This window comes from Exiguobacterium sp. s78, from assembly GCF_018618985.1.
GTDB lineage: Bacteria > Bacillota > Bacilli > Exiguobacteriales > Exiguobacteriaceae > Exiguobacterium_A > Exiguobacterium_A abrahamii.
In genome coordinates, this window is record NZ_JACSNB010000003.1 from 72,268 (window position 1) to 90,212 (window position 17,945).

Annotated in this window: 18 protein-coding genes and 2 riboswitches; of the genes, 11 read left to right on the forward strand and 7 right to left on the reverse strand. The window is 47.2% G+C overall.

All coding sequences use genetic code 11. From position 1 onward, the window contains the following. Positions 1-90 precede the first annotated feature (90 nt). Positions 91-192, forward strand: a riboswitch (SAM riboswitch). Between the two features lie 77 nt (positions 193-269). Then, positions 270-1,673 (forward strand): amino acid permease, encoded by a 1,404-nt coding sequence (locus tag KNQ18_RS13450; protein ID WP_058265628.1) that lies wholly within the window; start codon positions 270-272, stop codon positions 1,671-1,673. After that, a complete protein-coding gene (gene mmuM / locus KNQ18_RS13455; RefSeq protein ID WP_215085157.1) occupies positions 1,648-2,583 on the forward strand; it encodes a homocysteine S-methyltransferase in 936 nt (311 codons plus the stop codon). Before KNQ18_RS13450 ends, mmuM begins: the two co-directional genes overlap by 26 nt. A 68-nt stretch (positions 2,584-2,651) precedes the next feature. Here mmuM and KNQ18_RS13460 read toward each other — a convergent pair whose 3' ends face one another. Further along, the gene (locus KNQ18_RS13460) at positions 2,652-3,074 is read right to left on the reverse strand and encodes a MarR family winged helix-turn-helix transcriptional regulator (protein ID WP_035395500.1); all 423 of its coding nucleotides are present in this window, start codon (positions 3,072-3,074) and stop codon (positions 2,652-2,654) included. Between the two features lie 182 nt (positions 3,075-3,256). Here KNQ18_RS13460 and KNQ18_RS13465 point away from each other — a divergent pair, with 182 nt between their 5' ends. Together KNQ18_RS13465 and KNQ18_RS13470 are read left to right on the forward strand one after the other, a co-directional pair. Continuing rightward, positions 3,257-3,712 carry a CBS domain-containing protein gene (locus KNQ18_RS13465; RefSeq protein ID WP_035395501.1) on the forward strand — a complete coding sequence of 152 codons (456 nt, stop codon included), beginning with the start codon at positions 3,257-3,259 and terminating at the stop codon, positions 3,710-3,712. Between the two features lie 26 nt (positions 3,713-3,738). Continuing rightward, on the forward strand, positions 3,739-4,977 hold the full coding sequence (locus KNQ18_RS13470; RefSeq protein WP_050678549.1) for an MFS transporter: 1,239 nt from the start codon (positions 3,739-3,741) through the stop codon (positions 4,975-4,977). Between the two features lie 49 nt (positions 4,978-5,026). Here KNQ18_RS13470 and KNQ18_RS13475 read toward each other — a convergent pair whose 3' ends face one another. Continuing rightward, complete coding sequence (locus tag KNQ18_RS13475; RefSeq protein WP_149428061.1) at positions 5,027-5,452, reverse strand: DUF1801 domain-containing protein; 426 nt, start codon at positions 5,450-5,452, stop codon at positions 5,027-5,029. Between the two features lie 85 nt (positions 5,453-5,537). Between KNQ18_RS13475 and KNQ18_RS13480 the strand changes: the two genes are divergently transcribed. Then, complete coding sequence (locus KNQ18_RS13480) at positions 5,538-5,885, forward strand: hypothetical protein (RefSeq protein ID WP_215085159.1); 348 nt, start codon at positions 5,538-5,540, stop codon at positions 5,883-5,885. 66 nt (positions 5,886-5,951) lie between these two features. Here the strand turns inward: KNQ18_RS13480 and KNQ18_RS13485 are convergent, their stop codons facing one another. Further along, positions 5,952-7,124 (reverse strand): M20 family metallopeptidase, encoded by a 1,173-nt coding sequence (locus tag KNQ18_RS13485; protein WP_215085161.1) that lies wholly within the window; start codon positions 7,122-7,124, stop codon positions 5,952-5,954. A gap of 139 nt (positions 7,125-7,263) precedes the next feature. Continuing rightward, positions 7,264-8,094 (reverse strand): SDR family oxidoreductase, encoded by an 831-nt coding sequence (locus KNQ18_RS13490; RefSeq protein ID WP_023469801.1) that lies wholly within the window; start codon positions 8,092-8,094, stop codon positions 7,264-7,266. A 135-nt stretch (positions 8,095-8,229) separates the two neighbouring features. Here KNQ18_RS13490 and KNQ18_RS13495 point away from each other — a divergent pair, with 135 nt between their 5' ends. Together KNQ18_RS13495 and htpG are read left to right on the forward strand one after the other, a co-directional pair. Beyond that, positions 8,230-9,099 carry a PDZ domain-containing protein gene (locus KNQ18_RS13495; protein WP_215085163.1) on the forward strand — a complete coding sequence of 290 codons (870 nt, stop codon included), beginning with the start codon at positions 8,230-8,232 and terminating at the stop codon, positions 9,097-9,099. 83 nt (positions 9,100-9,182) lie between these two features. After that, entirely contained in the window at positions 9,183-11,045 is a 1,863-nt protein-coding gene (gene htpG, locus KNQ18_RS13500) for a molecular chaperone HtpG (RefSeq protein WP_215085165.1), read from the forward strand. Positions 11,046-11,109: 64 nt separating this feature from the next. Here the strand turns inward: htpG and KNQ18_RS13505 are convergent, their stop codons facing one another. The 3 genes from KNQ18_RS13505 to KNQ18_RS13515 form a co-directional block, all read right to left on the reverse strand. Continuing rightward, positions 11,110-12,693: a Na+/H+ antiporter NhaC family protein gene (locus KNQ18_RS13505; protein ID WP_214725178.1), complete on the reverse strand. Its 1,584-nt coding sequence runs from the start codon at positions 12,691-12,693 to the stop codon at positions 11,110-11,112. A 111-nt stretch (positions 12,694-12,804) separates the two neighbouring features. Beyond that, a riboswitch (Lysine riboswitch) is annotated at positions 12,805-12,983 on the reverse strand. A 92-nt stretch (positions 12,984-13,075) separates the two neighbouring features. Next, entirely contained in the window at positions 13,076-13,813 is a 738-nt protein-coding gene (locus tag KNQ18_RS13510; protein ID WP_149428055.1) for a uracil-DNA glycosylase family protein, read from the reverse strand. Positions 13,814-13,937: 124 nt separating this feature from the next. Continuing rightward, positions 13,938-14,258 carry a heme oxygenase gene (locus tag KNQ18_RS13515; protein ID WP_023469797.1) on the reverse strand — a complete coding sequence of 107 codons (321 nt, stop codon included), beginning with the start codon at positions 14,256-14,258 and terminating at the stop codon, positions 13,938-13,940. Between the two features lie 89 nt (positions 14,259-14,347). On the opposite strand from KNQ18_RS13515, the gene KNQ18_RS13520 reads away from it, so the two are divergent. The 4 genes from KNQ18_RS13520 to rlmN all read left to right on the forward strand — a co-directional run bounded on the left by KNQ18_RS13520 (position 14,348) and on the right by rlmN (position 17,902). Next, the gene (locus tag KNQ18_RS13520; protein WP_215085167.1) at positions 14,348-15,007 is read left to right on the forward strand and encodes a class I SAM-dependent methyltransferase; all 660 of its coding nucleotides are present in this window, start codon (positions 14,348-14,350) and stop codon (positions 15,005-15,007) included. A 12-nt stretch (positions 15,008-15,019) separates the two neighbouring features. After that, positions 15,020-15,901, forward strand: coding sequence for an ABC transporter ATP-binding protein (locus KNQ18_RS13525; protein WP_050678773.1), 882 nt, complete (start codon positions 15,020-15,022; stop codon positions 15,899-15,901). Beyond that, a complete protein-coding gene (locus tag KNQ18_RS13530; RefSeq protein WP_350468480.1) occupies positions 15,898-16,704 on the forward strand; it encodes an ABC transporter permease subunit in 807 nt (268 codons plus the stop codon). The genes KNQ18_RS13525 and KNQ18_RS13530 overlap by 4 nt, the downstream gene beginning before the upstream one ends. 124 nt (positions 16,705-16,828) lie before the next feature. Beyond that, a complete protein-coding gene (gene rlmN / locus KNQ18_RS13535) occupies positions 16,829-17,902 on the forward strand; it encodes a dual-specificity RNA methyltransferase RlmN (RefSeq protein WP_023469793.1) in 1,074 nt (357 codons plus the stop codon). The last annotated feature ends 43 nt before the right edge of the window (positions 17,903-17,945 follow it).

Sequence of the window (17,945 nt, forward strand, 5' to 3'; positions counted from 1 at the left end):
TCGATACGATGCGGAATGTTTTTTTGATAGAAGTATTCTGAATTGTGTTGACAATTTGAAAAAGACTTGATAGGGTTATGAACAATTACATACTTATCCAGAGAGGTGGAGGGACTGGCCCTATGAAACCTCAGCAACAGGTCGAAAGATACTGTGCTAATTCCTGCGGGTGCTGCACCCGATCGATAAGATTTCCGAATTGTCGACCGACGCATCCGTGAGGATGCGTTTTTTGTTTGAAATAGGTGGAATGAGGAGGAAATGGATTCATGAAAACGAGCGGAGCATTTCGACGCAAGATGGAATCACGTCATTTGATCATGCTGTCGTTAGGTGGTGTCATTGGAACCGGATTATTTTTAAGTACAGGTTATACGTTGGAACAAGCAGGACGTGTCGGAACGATTTTATCGTATTTGATTGGGGCCGTCGTCGTTTACTTAGTCATGTTAAGTCTCGGTGAACTCGCCGTGCACATGCCGGAAACCGGATCATTCCATAAATACGCAACGAAGTACATCGGGCCCGGCACCGGTTATACAGTGGCCTGGCTCTACTGGCTGACGTGGACGGTCGCCCTTGGTTCAGAATTCACGGCAGCAGGCATTTTAATGCAACGTTGGTTCCCGTCGATTCCTGTATGGGTGTTCAGCGCATTGTTCGCTGCGATGATCCTTGGTATCAACGTCTTGAAGGTTCGTGTGTTTGCTGAAGTCGAGTTTTGGTTTTCCGCCATTAAGGTCGTGACGATCATTGCTTTCATTTTACTCGGTGCGGGAGCAATCGTCGGCTTCATTCCACTGCAAGATGGTAGCCCGGCTCCATTCTTTTCTTCGTTAACCGAAGGCGGGTTGTTCCCAAATGGCGCTTTCGTCATCTTCATGACGATGCTTGCCGTGAACTTTGCTTACTCGGGAACGGAACTAATCGGTGTCGCAGCGGGTGAAGCAGTCGATCCGAAACGGACGATTCCGCTTGCGATCCGGACGACAATTTTGCGACTCGTCCTCTTTTTCGTCGGTACGATCATCGTGTTAGCCGTCTTATTACCAACGGATGGGAAAGGTGTACTCGAAAGTCCGTTCGTCGCCGTGTTTGAACGGATCGGAATTCCGTATGCGGCAGACGTGATGAACTTCGTCATTTTGACAGCGATCTTGTCGGCAGCGAATTCTGGACTTTACGCCGCCTCTCGGATGCTCTGGTCGCTTGCGAACGAACGCATGATTCCACGCTTCTTCGCCCAGGTGACGCCAAGTGGGGTTCCACTTCGAGCCGTATTGTTCAGCATGCTTGGCGGAGGACTTGCCTTGCTGTCTAGCATCTATGCAGCAGGAAGTGTCTATATCGCGCTCGTCTCGATTTCCGGTCTCGCTGTCGTCGTCGTTTGGATGAGTATCAGCGTTGCCCAGTATCGTTTCCGGAAACAATTCCTCCGTGAAGGGCATACGGTCGACGAATTGGTCTATCGCACACCACTCTTTCCATTTGTACCGATCGCCGCTTTCGTCGTTTGTTTGATTTCTCTGATTGGTATCGGATTTGATCCGACACAACGAATTGCCTTGTATTGTGGTATTCCATTCATCGTGATCTGTTATATCGTTCATGCGTTCACGAATTCTTCTCAGAAACGGAGTGTTGAAGATGTCCCGAATCAAAAATCCAGTTGATCAACGATTACAGGAAGTTCCCTTTCTTATTTTAGATGGTGCCCTTGCAACCGAACTTGAACAGAAGGGATTCGACCTGAACGATCCGCTTTGGTCAGCACGTCTCTTAATCGAAGCACCAGAACAGATCGAACACGTCCATCGTGACTACTTTGAAGTAGGTGCCGATGTCGCGATCACTTCAAGCTATCAAGCAAGTATCGAAGGATTCAAGCAACGTCATATCACGACAGAGGAAGCAAAGGCGCTGATTCGACAAACGGTCACCTTGGCGCAAAACGCACGCACGCGTAGCGGAAAGAGTGACGTATTGATCGCGGGATCAGTGGGTCCTTATGGTGCCTACTTAGCAGATGGTTCTGAATATCGCGGTCATTATGGGGTGTCAGCAGATGTGCTAGAAGCCTTTCATAGACCACGAATCGAAGCGTTGATTGAAGCGGGGGCTGATCTGCTGGCATTCGAGACGATTCCGTCGCTCGAGGAAGCTGTCGTATTGTTCAGGATTCTCGAAGCGTATCCGGAAGTGTCCGCTTGGCTGACGTTCTCGCTTCAAGATGCGACGCACATTAGTGAAGGAACGGCACTTGCGACGTGTATTGAAACGGTCGGACAACATCCACAGCTCGCAGCAATCGGTGCAAATTGTTTTCCGGCATCTTACGCGACCGACTTTATCCGTCACGTCAAGGCGTTGACGGATGTGCCAATCATCGTCTATCCAAACTCTGGTGAGGTCTATGATCCGGTCGCAAAAACGTGGTCAGGTACGAATCAGTGTACGTCGTTCCAAACCGTCGCGAAGACATGGTATGAGGCAGGGGCACGATTGATCGGCGGTTGTTGCCGAACGTCACCCGAACACATCGCACAAATTCGTTCGGTTTGTCAGGTTTCTCATACATCATGAAGAATGACGAAAAAACGGACGCGAAATCGATTGATTTCGCGTCCGTTCCTTTAAATGGTGTGATTTCGTTACCGCTCGCGCAAGGCACGGTTGAATTGTTGCAATAGACGTCCAAAATCTTCGGCATCGTCCGATGGCCAATCCGTCAGGAGACGTTCGATGCTCGCGAGGCGCGCTGTCCGGTAAATCGTGAGCTCTTCTTGTCCTTTATCCGTAATATGATAGAAGAAGGCACGACCATCTGTCGGATCTTTTACTTTTTCCACAAGTTGCTTCTGATCGAGCGCTGCAGCTTGGCGGCTGACGGTCGAGACATCAAGCTGAAGTTCACGGGCAAGTGTTTTGACACCGACGTTGCCGGAATCTGCTAGTTGTCGCAGTAAAAGGTAGGAAGCACGATCTAAATTACGATTGTCTGCCGTCGCTGTCGTCAAGCGCCGGATCAGGATTGCTAACTCCAATTCAATGGTTTCGAGTGCTTGTTGAGACATCGGGTATCTCCCCTTTCAAAAAAGTCTCTCTGTCCCTCATGATTACCCAATGTGGATAAGCTGTCAATGCGAAAAGCAGGAGGCTTGACAGAGTTGTAGTTGTATTATACAATCATTTTTGTTCTTTTAATTGTATCATACAACTTTCGTAGATGAAAAACGAACGACAAAGGAGAATTCAGATGAAAGCTTATGAGTCGATGAAACAAGAGGTCATCACGGTAAACGATACAGATCTGATTCGGACGGTCATCGAACGATTCATTCAATCTGGTATTAGCGGCGTTCCTGTCATCAATGCTGAGCAGGAGGTCGTCGGGTATATCAGTGATGGAGATATCATGCGCGCGATCGGAAAACACAAGGACATCATCGTCGATACATTCTTATATGTAGATGTCATCAAAGGAGACGAAGAAGATTATGAAGATCGGATTCGTCATATCTTGAATCGACCTGTTATGGAACTGGCACGCCGGAAAGTCGTAACTGCGGACGCTGACACAGAAATGGAAGAGATTGCAGCAACGCTCGGCGCAAAACGAATCAAAAAGCTTCCAATCCTGAAAGCAGGACGACTTGTTGGGATCATTAGTCGAGGCGACGTCATCCGTCATTCGTTTAAACAGTTCATGTAACACACTCAATAGAAAGAAGGGACACTATGGCACTTGCTGAAAAAACAACGACGCTTGAGCCGGAAACGGTATTAGCAGAAAGCAAACATGGATTATTCCATCAACCGGTTGCTGTCTGGGCAGTTTTTTTCGCCAGTATTACAGCATTCATGGGAATGGGTCTCGTCAATCCCGTCTTACCGACGATTGCCGAGAATTTAGAAGCGTCAAAAAGTGAAGTAACGCTCTTATTTACAAGTTATAACGCCGTCATGGCATTCGCGATGTTAATTACAGGCGCGATCTCATCACGGATTGGTCAAAAAGGAACATTGATGCTCGGGATCGCCGTCATCGCAATCGTTGCTGGTTTTGCTTCACAAGCAGACAGCATTTGGACGCTCGTCGCGTTACGCGGTGGTTGGGGACTAGGGAACGCCTTATTCGTCGCAACAGCACTCGCTGCGATCGTTTCTCTGTCGTCAGGCGGAACAGCAAAAGCGATCATTTTATATGAAGCAGCCGTTGGTCTTGGGATTTCGATTGGACCACTATTAGGCGGAACGCTCGGTTCAATCACATGGCGCGCCCCATTCATGGGTGTTGCGACGATCATGGTCATCGCGTTCCTTGTCTTGCTCTTCTTAATGCCAAAACCAGCAGCATCTGCTGCACCGAAACAGAAGTTGTCGTTAAAAGCACCGTTCCAAGCGATGAAGCATCGTTCGCTCTTGACGCTCGGGATCGTTGCAGCACTTTATAACGTTGGGTTCTTTACGATCATGGCCTATGCACCATTCGTCATGAAATTACCAGCTCAAGGACTCGGATTCGTCTTCCTCGGCTGGGGGATGTTGCTTGCCATCACATCGGTTCTAACAGCTCCGAAACTGAAACAATGGTTCGGAACGATCAAAGCGATGGTCATGATGTTGATAACATTCGCGATCTTGCTTCTGTTAATGGGGATCTTTACGGAAACACCAGCCGTCGTCATCGTCTGTGTCATTTTGGCGGGAGCCGTGCTTGGGAATAACAACACGCTCATCACGACAGCTGTCATGGACGCAGCACCTGTTGAACGTTCGACAGCATCTGCGGCATACAGTTTCCTACGTTTTCTCGGGGCAGCCATTGCGCCATTCATGGCCGGTAAATTGGCTGAAATCTTCAACGCAAACTTACCGTTTTATGTCGGAAGTGGCTTTGTCCTCTTATCCGTCATCATCATCGGGGTCAATCTCAAACACATTCGCCATATCGATCGGACAGAAGGCGGACATTAATTTCAAAAAACAGCCGAAGCGAATCCGCTTCGGCTGTTTTTGATTGAAATCAAGACGGGTACATGTCTCTTAACGTGCGAATCGAGTGCTCAATCATTTCCCGAAGGACGTTTAAATCGATGTCAGTCAGTCGTTTTACGTAGAGGCAGGACTTGCCGCGTCGATACGTACCGAGAGTGGCAAGCAGTCGTTCCGATACATCGTCTTCACCAAGGGCGAGGTAAAGGACGAGGTTCGTCTTGCGCGGAGAAAAGCCGACATAAAAGCTGTCGCCCTCGTGACCAGAGGCATAGCGATAATGATAGGCACCAAAACCAATCAAGGAAGACCCCCAAATGACGGCTTCGTATCCCGTGACATCTTCGAAGAACTGACGTAACGTGATACCATCTGCTTGACGTAGTGGTGGTTCGACTTGTGCCAGAAAGGCATCAACGGACTGTTCAGTAGGACCTGTCTTTGGCGTATCAGACATAAGCAGACTCCTTTCAGATGAAGAAGATATCGGTTACTTTCGAGAAAAGAAAGCGAAAATCCTTGTACATAAAGGAGGAAATCGAATGAAGCATCGAATCGTGTTTCGAGGAGAAGAAAGCAGCGTATCGTGGGACATCTTACACGTATATCCAAAGCAAGAGGAACTAACGATTCAAATGACGGGAGAAGATAGTGAACACGAGTTTTCAGTTACATTTAATCAATATGATGCGTTCATCCGTAACTTTGCTCGCGTCCATGAGTCGTTACACGGTGAAGTCGTATTCGAGCAGGGCGTGATTCGTCTCTGTTTACGATATGACCGGCTTGGTCGTGTCTTCATCAGTTGGTCTGACGGACAAACGAATCATCAGTTTCGCAGTGATCAAAGTTATTTAAGTGAGGCGTTGGCACAGCTTGGTGTGTACTAAACTAAACACAGTAAAAGTAGAAGGGACGACTCTGGGTATTGCACCCAAAAGTCGTCCCTTTTTTATTTAAAGCGATGGAAGTGATTGATGTAATGGTGTGTTGATCAAGTTAAAGCAAAACGCAATCGTTTGTTCATATTCGGATAACGGAATCGACTCATCGACTTGATGCGCGAGACGGAAATCATGGAAAGAAGCAATCGCGATCGGGAATGCTTTTTTTGCTTGGCTGAACATTGCACCATCTGTTCCGCCTGGGATGGCGATTTTTCGTGGTGTCACGCCGCTGACCTGCTCCATCGTATCTGCGACCTGTTGCAAGAAAGGCGCTTGTTCATCAGTTTCACAGGAAGGAATATCCTTGATGACGGTTACGCTCATATCAAAGTCAGGATCTTCTGCAACAAGTCGACGCTCGATATCCGTAAAGGCAGCAAGAACGTCCGCTCGACCGAATCCCGGAATCGTCCGGATGTCCATATAAAACGAAGCCTGACTCGGAACGACGTTTGGTCCTTCGCCTCCTGAAATCGAGGTGATCGATGCAACGACCGGACCAAGTGCCGAGTGATGATTCGTCGTGATCGAAAAACGCTCCGACTTCACTTCTTGGATGACGCGATATACGTCATCAATCGCATTACGTCCAAGTTGCGGGGCAGAGCTATGTGCACTTTTCCCACGGCATGTTACTTCAATCCCAACGACCCCTTTTTGTGCATAACCGATCATCCCACTCGTCGGTTCTGTGATCAGTAGAGCATCTAAATCATCCGCATGCCCTTGTTCCGTCAAATGCCGAGCTCCTGTCATGCCATTTTCTTCATCGGATGTAATCAGAAGTTTGACGGTGTTCGGACGGTTTTGACGTTCCTTGTATTGAATGAGCGCTTGCACCATCGCCATGACACCTGACTTCATATCCGAAGCCCCACGACCATAAATGCGTCCGTCTTCGATTTCACCACCGTATGGATCTTTCGTCCAGCCGTATCCTTGCACAGGAACCGTATCGAGATGACCAGATAGCCCGAGTACGGAAGGGCGTGAAACCTCTTCACTCGCAGGAACGGTCGCGACGAGACAAATCCGTTTCGGTGAGACTTCGATCCATTCTGTCGAGATGTGATGATCAATCAGTACATCGTACACATAACGTGCGACGGCTTCCTCTCCGTCCGTCGGATTAACGCTTGGAATTTGAAGACATCGTTGTAAGTAAGTAATTGCTGTTTGCATAAGTATTTCCCCCCTTACCTATCCTGTACCCTGATAAAAATACTTCAGGGAGGTAAACGAATTCGGAAAATAATTTACGGAGCTGAACGTCTTGAGATAAAAGAAAACGGTGCAACCAGAGGGTTACACCGTACCTTGCTCATTCACTTTTTTCTGCTTCGTCTTTCCACTTCGAATCGATTAACATCTCTCCCGGCCATGTATAAGCCATGATGCCACCGTCTGCTGTGATATCCTCACCTGTAACATATGAGCTGTCGTCAGAAGCAAGGAAGAGGGCGACCGTTGCCATCTCGCGTGGTTTACCGAGTCGTCCGAGTGGTGTGATCCAAGCGTTCGCATCGCGGAACTGTTTGCCTTGCTCTTTTTCTTTTTCACCGACAAGTGTATCGATGAGTGGTGTTTCGATCGTTCCTGGTGATAATGAGTTGACACGAATGCCGTGACGCGCGTAATCGATTGCCATCGCGCGCGTGAAGTTCGCGATCCCGCCTTTTGCTGCGTTATAACCGGACCGGTTCAAGTCAGCTGCGCGACCAGACATCGATGACGTATTGATGATTGAACCACCGTTATCAAGCATGAGTGGAATCAAGAATTTACTGACGAGGAATGTACCGCGCAAGTCGACCGCGATGATCCGGTCGAAGAGATCGATTGGATACTCGTGGACTTTCCCGCCTTGTTCATCGATTCCGGCATTGTTGAAGAGGACATCGATCGTACCGTATGTCTCTTTGACGTGCTTCGCAAGTTGCTCGACACTCTCGACGTCTGAGACATCGACATGGACGGCTTCTGCTTTCCCACCTTGTTGTGTAATCTGTTCTACTGTTTGTTGTGCTTTTTCAAGTGAGACATCGGCACAGACGACCGTTGCTCCCTGTTCTGCGAAGACAAGTGCAGTCGCTTGTCCAATCCCTGTTGCCGAGCCGGTAATGACAGCTACTTTTTGATCGAGTCTACCCATTGTTAAATCCCTCCTAAGTCGTATCGTTCACCTTATGAAACATTCCCGGAGAAATGGAGATTAAACCCATCGATGCGTCTAGTAATAGAGGATAGGGGGTACATCTACAACAGCACAATCGCTGTATAGAGGGAGATGAGAACGCTGACATCCAATCAATGGCAACTTGCCAAAAAATTATTACACGAAGCCGTCCAGTACCAAATAACACTCGAGAAGAGTGCATTCGCAAGGGAATTGATCGACCAAACGACACCGGTCCTCTGGTTTGGTGATGCGACACGTAGCAGTTGGGTGACGATCGCGACGAACCCATCTCGATCGCAGTTTTTAGACCGAACAGGTACATTACGATTTGACGAGCATGGTCCGCTTTTCATACGTCCGAAGTCGATGGCATGGGAGGATTATCTGCAGGAGAAAACGCTGACGGATTCGATCCGACGCTTCAATCGTTACTTCAAACAACCAAATGTGTACCGGACCTGGTTCGGTCGACCAGGTGGGGGGAAGCTCGAAGGATTCTTGAACGGACTCGGTGCGTCGTTTTACGAAAAGACGTTTGATCCAGTCATTCATTTGGATTTTTTCCCGTTTCCGACACACCATTACATGGGAGCGATCAAAGAACGCAGCGTGTTGGAAGATAGTCCGTTCGGTCAGACATTTTTGTTACGCCTGCTTGAACTGTTTTCGATAAAAGGAATCATCCTGCTCGGTAAGGAACACACGGAACGATTTGCGAAGCTCGAACCAGATATCGATTGGACAACCTATCGACCAACGGATTATCCAGACGCGATTTTTCAAGTTGGCTTCTCGTCACGATTTCAGGTACCCGTCGTCGGACTCCACTTCAAACCGAGTGAGCAGTTCATCGGTCTCGGTAATCGAAAGGATGAAAACGGCGTTAGCCATGGCACCTACGGGTCAGCAGAACACTTACGTCAAATTGGAATGATTGTCCTTGAAAAAGTCACGACACACAGTGAAAAAGGAGATTGACAGATATTTCGAACTCCCTAATAATAGGAGATGAATTAGCACTCTATATGAATGAGTGCTAAAAAAGGGGAGGCAGAATGAGCATGGAAACGAAACAATTTAAGGCGGAATCAAAACGATTGCTGGAGATGATGATTCATTCCATCTATACGCATAAGGAGATTTTCCTGCGCGAATTGGTCTCGAATGCAAGTGACGCCATGGATAAGATGTACTATAAAGCATTGACGGACGAGACGATTTCGTTCGAGAAGGAACACTACAAAATTACGATCGAACCAAATAAAGAAGCACGTCAACTGATCATTCGTGATACGGGAATCGGAATGACGAAAGACGAGCTAGAAGAGAATCTCGGTACGATCGCGAAGAGTGGATCGCTTGCCTTCAAGGCAGAGAATGAAGCACAAGATGGTCATGATATCATCGGACAATTCGGTGTCGGATTCTATTCTGCATTCATGGTCGCAGACGTCGTCACCGTCGTTACGAAACCGTTCGGCAGTGCAGTCGCTTATAAATGGGAATCGCGTGGTGTCGAAGGTTATACGATCGAGGAAGTCGACAAGGAAACCGTCGGAACGGAGATTACACTCCACATCAAGGCGAACGATGAAGAAGAATCGTATGACGAATACCTCGAGACATATCGTCTACGTAGCATCATCAAAAAATACTCGGATTTCATCCGTTATCCGATCGAGATGAAGGAACTCGAACGTCAGCCGATCGAAGGCAGTGACGAGACGGAAGAGGTCGAAGTCGTCAAGACGATCAACAGCATGGTGCCGATCTGGCGGAAGAACAAACGGGAACTGACAGACGAAGACTATACGAACTTCTACCAAGAGAAGCGGTATGGTTTCGACACACCGGCGAAACACATTCATATCAGTGTCGACGGCGCTGTTCGTTATCAATCGATCTTATTCATTCCGGAGCAAGCGCCGTACGATTATTATTCGAAGGAATTTGAAAAGGGTCTTGAACTCTATGCCAACGGTGTCTTGATCATGGAAAAATGCAGCGACTTGTTGCCGGATCACTTCAGTTTCGTCAAAGGGATGGTCGACTCGGAAGACTTATCGCTCAACATCTCGCGTGAGTTACTGCAGCACGATCGTCAATTGAAATTGATCGCGAAAAACATCCAAAGTAAGATCAAGACACAACTTGAAGCACTTCTGCGCGAGGATCGTACGAAGTACGAAACGTTCTATCAAGCGTTCGGACGTCAGCTGAAGTTCGGTATGTATAATGATTACGGCATGCATAAAGAACAGGTGCAGGACCTCGTCCTCTTCTACTCAGCCAAGGAGAAGAAGTTGATCACACTCGCAGAATACGTCGCAGCGATGCCGGAAGATCAGGCACATATCTATTACGCTGCTGGTGAGAGTACGAATCGTCTGGATAAATTACCACAATCCGAGCTCGTTCGTGATAAAGGGTATGATATCTTGTACTTCACGGAAGAGATCGATGAGTTCGCGATTCAGATGCTCGTGACGTATAACGAGAAGACGTTCAAGTCGGTCACAAGCAGCGATTTAGGGATTGAAGCAGCAGAAGCGGAGACGACGGACGCACAAGCAGAGATGTTCCAAGCTATGCAGGAAGTCCTAAGTGGACAAGTCAAGGAAGTCAAAGCCTCAACGCGTCTCAAATCGCATCCCGTCTGTTTTGCGACGGACGGCGCCGTCTCGATCGAGATGGAGAAAATCCTGAAGGCGATGCCGAATAACGAAGGGATAGAAGCGGTCAAGATTCTTGAATTGAATCCGTCACACGCAGTGTTCGAGTCTCTTGAAACGGCGTATCAAAACGATCGTTCAAAATTCGAGCGCTATACCAAACTGATGTATCAACAAGCATTACTTGTCGAAGGGCTTCCACTTGAGGATCCGGTAGCGTTCGCGAATGATGTGTGTTTATTGATGGTGTGAAACGAATAGATATGAAAAAGGCATTGGATGCGCGCATCCAATGCCTTTTTCATAAAGTGTTTCATCAATCCGTTTGTAAATCCGAAGCGGTTTCGCCTTTTTTCGAGAGAACGTTCAAGACGACGACGAAGAGTACGAATGTGACAAGAGCTCCGATGAAACCGAATACCGAAGACTCCGTGAAACCGATGACTAAATAACCGACTGCCGCAGTGACGGCACCGACTAGCGCATACGGTAACTGTGTCGTAACGTGATCGATATGATGGGATCCAGCCCCTGTCGAACTTAAGATTGTCGTATCGGAAATCGGTGAACAATGGTCACCGAAGACAGATCCAGCAAGAACAGCAGCAAGTGTCGGTAACAAGAGTGAGGCATCGACAGCCATGACGAGATCCGCACCGATTGGCAACATGATCCCGAATGTACCCCAACTTGTTCCTGTCGAGAATGCCATCAAGCCGGCAATCAAGAATAACAAGAACGGCAAGTACGACGCAGAAATCGAGTTGCTAACGAAGCTCGCGAGATAATCACCGGTTTTCATATCACCGATGACAGCAATGATCGTCCAAGCGAATAACAGAATCACGACTGCTGGCCACATCGAACGCATACCAGCAACGATGCTTGCACGGTAATCGCGGCCCGGAATTTTTCGTCCGATCAGCATCAGGAAAGCGACGATTAAACTGATGACGACACCTGCGACGAGTGAACGTGTGACGTCTGTTGCCTCAAATGCTCCAATTAAAGTAAACGGGCGATTGTCGGCTGCAAGTGCCTGAGCACCTGTCCCGAGTAACGCACTGATTGTAGCAATGACAAGAACGACGATCGGAACGACGAGATCCCGGACTTTTCCGTTCGTATGTTCGTTGACCTCTTTTGCCATCCCCATCGGTGTTCCTTTTGACGCATCAAAAAGTTCACCATTCGCGGCACGGCGTTCATGCTGTTTCATCGGTCCGACAGAGACGCCAGAATAAGCGATGTAAAGTGTTAAAAGTAACGCGAAAATCGCATAGAAGTTCATTGGAACGATCATCATGAAAGCACTAAACGCTGAGTAATCCGTAATCGAGTGCGTCGTTAAGATACCGGCGATGATGGAGATGATGAATGCGCCCCAACTCGAAAGCGGACTGATGACACAAACAGGCGCAGCTGTTGAGTCAATCAAATAGGCAAGCTTTGCACGTGAGACACCACGGCGATCCGTTAACGGACGACTGACGTTGCCGACAGCGAGACTGTTGAAGTAATCATCGATGAAAATCAAGATACCGAGTCCGAAGGCAACTAAGCGTGCACCACGCGCTGTCTTGACGTGAGTAGAAGCCCATTCACCGAAGGCACGAGCGCCACCTGATGTCTGAATGAGCGTGGAAAGGACGCCGAGCAATAACAAGAAGACAAGCAATAAGACGTTCCACTCGTTCAAGGCACCGTCTGCCCAAAAGAGGCTGAAGATGTTCTTGCCGAGATAGGTTACCGTATCGATCGGGTTAAAACGGTGAAGTAACAGGGCACCGACGAGAATACCGACACCTAACGAAAGAACGACCTTTCGGGTAAAGATGGCTAATAAGATAGCTAGTAAAGCAGGTACAAGGGCAATGATGGAATCTGAATAGTTGACCATGAAAAATATCCTCCTCTTTAATAAATGGCTTAAAGATGAGACCCCGCGGCACAAAAAAAGCAAGGGCACCGGCAACAAAGCCGACACCCTCGCTGGATGCGTCTTTCTTAGCCGAATTGGAGCGCTCCATACAATTGTTATGTATGGCAATCGATCGGGTGTTTCCCGAATCGACCAACGACGATATGCTCGACACATACTGTCATTTCGGCGATGTCACCTTTCCTGTAGTCGTCTTCGTTGTCATCCTCGGACCAAGTACTGATTGAAATCGCGCCTCTACCTCATCGATAGAATAGTCATATTCTGTTCTTATGGACACTTTATCATGTATTTCAGAAGCGATTCAACCATATATTCTGATAATTTAAGATAAAGTTGTTTATTCAGCAAAATGTTGAATGAGCTGTTTCATCAAATAGGCTTGGTTTTCCTCGAATTGTTTTTTTCGATGACCGTTCGCGCCAGATGGGTGGGGGAATCCGGAAAGAAGCTGATGCTGTTCGATTCGTCCATCATGAATCAATCCACGGACTTGCGTCTCGACGACCCGACCGAGTGGAATTAATAACGCTGGTTTTTGTAACTGATTGATCTCAGCGACGAAGTGTTCTTCCGCGTAGTGCCTTAATAAAGGGCTACGATTGATCTTCGGTTGATGACCCGAGTAATTCTTTTCGCGATAAAAGACGGGTTGCTTTAACAGTGACGTTGGATGCAATAATTTCTGATGTTGATGAAATAAGCTAGCCGTCGTCTCGATTCCGAGCAATGCTGGAAGTTCGAGTGTATCAAGCATCTGGACGAGGTTACGTCGCATCGTTCCAGCAAAGCTTGCTGTATATTTGACGAGGCGTGCCGTCTCTTCTAATGAAACACCATGGTGAAGGGCATCTGTCGCTTCTTCGAAAGCGATTCGCATCTGTTCAAAACCTGGTGTGATCCCGATAATGACGACTTTTGCTTCAGTATTGACGTATTCGCCAATCGGAGAGTAATAGACGGTCAGCTCGTTCTCCTGTTGCAATAAAAAATCGTCCGTCCATAATTCATCACGTCGTAACGTACGATCGTCAGGTAAGCTACGAATGGCTTGTTCAAATATAGTTAATGAATTCATGAAGGACCCTCTCTCTCTGTAATGGCATTATGATAACAAATAATACCATTTGTGACAATTCGACCCTTTCACTATTTGTGTATAGGTATATAAAAAAGGACTCGATACGAGTCCTTTTCGTACATCATGCGCGTTCTTTGACCGAAGCGACTTCATATGTCAGAATCTCGCTGCCGAGCATTGGCGATTCTCCTGCCTCACTACTCGCAGGTCGACTATGTGACGCTTTGAAATCGTCACTCTCCCGCCATGCTTGAAAACTCTTCATGTCTTCCCAATACATGTTGACGTTCATTTCATCATGTTCTTCGATGTTTTGCGTCAATAAGACCTCGACGCGGATGAATCCGTCCATCGTATCAAGTCCACTTGGACGCGTAAAACGAGGAGCGAGAGCTGCAGCCATCCCTTTTTTGACTTTAATCCGGTTCGTAACGACGATCATCATAAAATCCCCTTTCAAAAAACGAGTAACGTACTTCTTCAGTATAGTACGATGAAGGCAAGAATGCCGGAAAGAAGGAACAAACGACAATGAATGAACAGGAATACGATCAACGATTACGAATCGAGACCATTGAGATGCAACATCTTTATGGTGTGTTTAGTCACTACAATCGATATGAACCAACGCCTTATACGGCACTAGACGAATTATGCGAAACGTATTTGTTTCAAAAACAGGACACGGTCATTGATTTCGGGTGTGGGAAAGGGCGTTTGAACTTTTACTTACACGACCGATTCGATTGTTCCGTCATCGGAATCGAGATGAACGGACAATTTTACGAGGACGCACTCCGGAATATGGCGAACTACCAAAGTCGACGGAAGCGGCGTTCCGGAAGTTTGCGATTTGAACAGACGTATGCCGAGCAGTATGCCATTCCGGATGAGACGAATAAGTTTTATTTCTTCAATCCATTCTCTTCACAAATTTTCATGAAAGTGATCGATCACATTTTAAGTTCGGTCGAACGTTCCCCGCGTTCGGTTGATCTCATCTTGTATTACCCGACCGATGAATACCGGGAGTACTTGGAGCGCCATACCGTATTCGAGCAAGTCGATGAGATTCGATTACGAGACCTCTATGAAAAAAATCATGACGAGCGGTTCGTCATCTATCGCTTTGATCCGAACAAACTGCTTCAAAACGGGTATGAATACAGTGAGGAAAGAAATAAAAGATAAGGAGGTCGGATGATGATCCGTTTAGAGCATGTCACGAAAGAGTTTGCACCGGGGCGTGGAATATTCGATGTCAGTTTTACAGTTGATCCGGGAACGATATTCGGTTTCATCGGACCAAACGGATCTGGAAAATCAACGACACTCCGACATTTGATGGGACTATTGGCTGCGGATGGTGGAAAGGCGACGATCGGTGGTTTTGATTGCTGGAAGCAAAGTAAAGAAGTGAAGAAATTGGTCGGTTATTTGCCGGGGGAGATTAGTTTACCTGGAGACATGACGGGAGCAGACATGCTGGATTTGATGCAACGACTACACGGTAGCGATCCGGCACGGCGACAACTGTTGTTGAAACGATTTCCTTTTGAGACGAAGACGAAAATCCGCAAGATGTCAAAAGGGATGAAACAAAAATTGGCACTTGTCGGTTGCTTCATGAAGGATGCACCCGTCTATCTACTTGATGAGCCGACCAGTGGACTCGATCCTTTGATGCAAGAGCGTTTTTTAGAGTGGATTGAACAGGAGAAGCATGCTGGAAAAGCGATTCTGATGAGTTCGCATCACTTTCCGGAGATGGAAAAATCGTGCGATCGAGCGGCTTTAATCAAAGCAGGGCGCATCATCGTCGAATCGGATATTCATGAGTTGGTTCGATCGAGTCGAAAGACGTACACGATCGTCTTCCGAACTGAGGTGGAGGCAGCACAGTTCGCGATGCAAGTCGGTGTTGAACCGAAGCGGCTGGAAGTCAGTTTTCAAACGGACGAGACGCTGAGCTTAAATCAGGCGATTGCTTATTTAACCCAATATGATGTGCGGCTGATTCGTCCGTCAGCAGATGATTTAGAACAGGTCTTCTTGCATTATTATGGAGAGGAGGAATCGTCGTGATATTGCTGATCCGCTCTTTATTCAAGCAGGTTAGAAAGCCCGTGCTTGCTTATGCGATTGGAACGAGTCTCTACTTATTGATGCTTGCGTTGCTTTATCCATCGATGATGAAGACAGGTTTACTAGAAGCAAAGCTAGAAGCGTTACCTCCGGAAGTCTTAAAAGCATTTCAATACGATAAGGTGACAGGGTTCGAGAATGTACTGGATCTGCTGGGGGGGAACTATTATGGACTGATCTTTCAAGTCATTGCGAGTCTATTCCTGCTCTCATTAGCAGCGCGCCTCGTTGCGCGACCGATCGACAACGGAGAGCTGATCGTCTATCTTGCAGCCCCGATTACACGGAATGCGTATACGTTTGCTGTCGCGATCGTCATGGGTATCGCAAGTATGGTTCTCGTAGGACTGAATGGACTCGTCTTGATGGTATCCGACTGGTGGATGACAGATATTTCGATCAATGACGTCATCTTATGGCGGATTCAACTCAATGCGCTATTGTTACTCTTGGCGATCGGTGCCTTTACGTTATTCGTTGCGACGTTATTTGACGAAGAACGTCGTGCTTTTTCGCTTGCTGGTAGTGTGCTTGTCCTATCGATCGTCTTGACGATTCTGTCGGAACTAAGTGACAAGACGGAGTGGCTTCGTTATCTATCTGTCTTCTCCTTATTCAATACGACGCAATTACTAGAAGGAACGGATCATTTTCTTCTTCATTCCATTCTTTTACTCGTCCTCTGTCTCGTGTTCTTGACCGGAGCAGTCGTTCAATTCGGACGTCGGAGTCTGTCGATTTGATCGAAAGTGGCGCAAAAACTTTACAGAAAGTGAACATTTAGGATTTGAACGTTGCGTCACGCGCTGATTTTTACTAAGATAAAGGAATGTTGTAGTTCTGGAAAAAGAAATGAGGTCTTTCGAAATGAATAAACCATCCATTTATGGATTAACGCTTGAGCAGATGACAGAATGGTTATCGAATCAAGGGCACAAACCATTCCGTGCCAAACAAGTATGGGATTGGCTCTACCGTAAACGTGTCACGACTTTCGCGGAAATGACGAATGTCAACAAGGATTGCCTTGAGTTGTTAGATCAGAGTTTTACGATTGACTCGATGACAGAAGCGGTCAAGCAAGAATCAGCAGACGGAACAATCAAGTTCCTTTTCAAATTATATGATGGCAACTTGATTGAAACGGTTTTGATGCGTCATAAATACGGTCTTTCTGTCTGTGTTACGACACAGGTCGGCTGTAACATCGGCTGTAGCTTCTGTGCAAGTGGTCTTATCAAGAAGAGCCGCGACTTGTCAGCAGGCGAAATCGTTGAGCAGATCATGAACGTTCAACATCACCTCGATGCAGTCGGTAACGAAGAACGTGTCAGCCACGTCGTCGTCATGGGTATCGGTGAACCGTTCGATAACTTCGACAACATGGTTGACTTCTTGAACGTCATCAAGGACCACAATGGTCTTGCGATCGGTGCACGTCACATCACAGTTTCAACAAGTGGTTTGGCAGACAAGATCTACAAGTTCGCTGACTTGAAACTCCAAGTCAACTTAGCCATCTCGCTTCACGCACCAAACAATGAATTGCGTACGCAAATCATGAAAATCAACCGGGCGATCCCGCTTGAGAAATTGATGCCAGCGATCGATTATTACGTTCAAACGACGAATCGTAAAATCACGATCGAGTACATCTTGCTTCGTGGCGTCAACGACCAAAAGGAACACGCAGTCGAACTCGCAAAACTGTTCGAAGACAAACGTCACTTAACGTATGTCAACTTGATTCCGTACAACCCGGTCGATGAGCATGGTCAATATCAGCGTAGTACGTCTGAAGATATCACGACGTTCTACGATACGTTGAAAAAGAACGGCTTGAACTGTGGTGTTCGTCTTGAGCACGGAACAGACATCGATGCAGCGTGTGGTCAATTACGTAGTAAGCAAATCAAAAAAGATAAAGTAGCATCCAAATAATTCGTTGGGCTTCTCATCGTTTCGGTGGGAAGCTTTTTTTACG

What these genes read in the sequence shown, in the direction of transcription:
- KNQ18_RS13450 (WP_058265628.1), top strand. Translation starts at nt 270, where the DNA reads ATGAAAACGAGCGGAGCATTTCGACGCAAGATGGAATCACGTCATTTG.
- mmuM (WP_215085157.1), top strand. Translation starts at nt 1,648, where the DNA reads ATGTCCCGAATCAAAAATCCAGTTGATCAACGATTACAGGAAGTTCCC.
- KNQ18_RS13460 (WP_035395500.1), bottom strand. Translation starts at nt 3,074, where the DNA reads ATGTCTCAACAAGCACTCGAAACCATTGAATTGGAGTTAGCAATCCTG.
- KNQ18_RS13465 (WP_035395501.1), top strand. Translation starts at nt 3,257, where the DNA reads ATGAAAGCTTATGAGTCGATGAAACAAGAGGTCATCACGGTAAACGAT.
- KNQ18_RS13470 (WP_050678549.1), top strand. Translation starts at nt 3,739, where the DNA reads ATGGCACTTGCTGAAAAAACAACGACGCTTGAGCCGGAAACGGTATTA.
- KNQ18_RS13475 (WP_149428061.1), bottom strand. Translation starts at nt 5,452, where the DNA reads ATGTCTGATACGCCAAAGACAGGTCCTACTGAACAGTCCGTTGATGCC.
- KNQ18_RS13480 (WP_215085159.1), top strand. Translation starts at nt 5,538, where the DNA reads ATGAAGCATCGAATCGTGTTTCGAGGAGAAGAAAGCAGCGTATCGTGG.
- KNQ18_RS13485 (WP_215085161.1), bottom strand. Translation starts at nt 7,124, where the DNA reads ATGCAAACAGCAATTACTTACTTACAACGATGTCTTCAAATTCCAAGC.
- KNQ18_RS13490 (WP_023469801.1), bottom strand. Translation starts at nt 8,094, where the DNA reads ATGGGTAGACTCGATCAAAAAGTAGCTGTCATTACCGGCTCGGCAACA.
- KNQ18_RS13495 (WP_215085163.1), top strand. Translation starts at nt 8,230, where the DNA reads ATGAGAACGCTGACATCCAATCAATGGCAACTTGCCAAAAAATTATTA.
- htpG (WP_215085165.1), top strand. Translation starts at nt 9,183, where the DNA reads ATGGAAACGAAACAATTTAAGGCGGAATCAAAACGATTGCTGGAGATG.
- KNQ18_RS13505 (WP_214725178.1), bottom strand. Translation starts at nt 12,693, where the DNA reads ATGGTCAACTATTCAGATTCCATCATTGCCCTTGTACCTGCTTTACTA.
- KNQ18_RS13510 (WP_149428055.1), bottom strand. Translation starts at nt 13,813, where the DNA reads ATGAATTCATTAACTATATTTGAACAAGCCATTCGTAGCTTACCTGAC.
- KNQ18_RS13515 (WP_023469797.1), bottom strand. Translation starts at nt 14,258, where the DNA reads ATGATCGTCGTTACGAACCGGATTAAAGTCAAAAAAGGGATGGCTGCA.
- KNQ18_RS13520 (WP_215085167.1), top strand. Translation starts at nt 14,348, where the DNA reads ATGAATGAACAGGAATACGATCAACGATTACGAATCGAGACCATTGAG.
- KNQ18_RS13525 (WP_050678773.1), top strand. Translation starts at nt 15,020, where the DNA reads ATGATCCGTTTAGAGCATGTCACGAAAGAGTTTGCACCGGGGCGTGGA.
- rlmN (WP_023469793.1), top strand. Translation starts at nt 16,829, where the DNA reads ATGAATAAACCATCCATTTATGGATTAACGCTTGAGCAGATGACAGAA.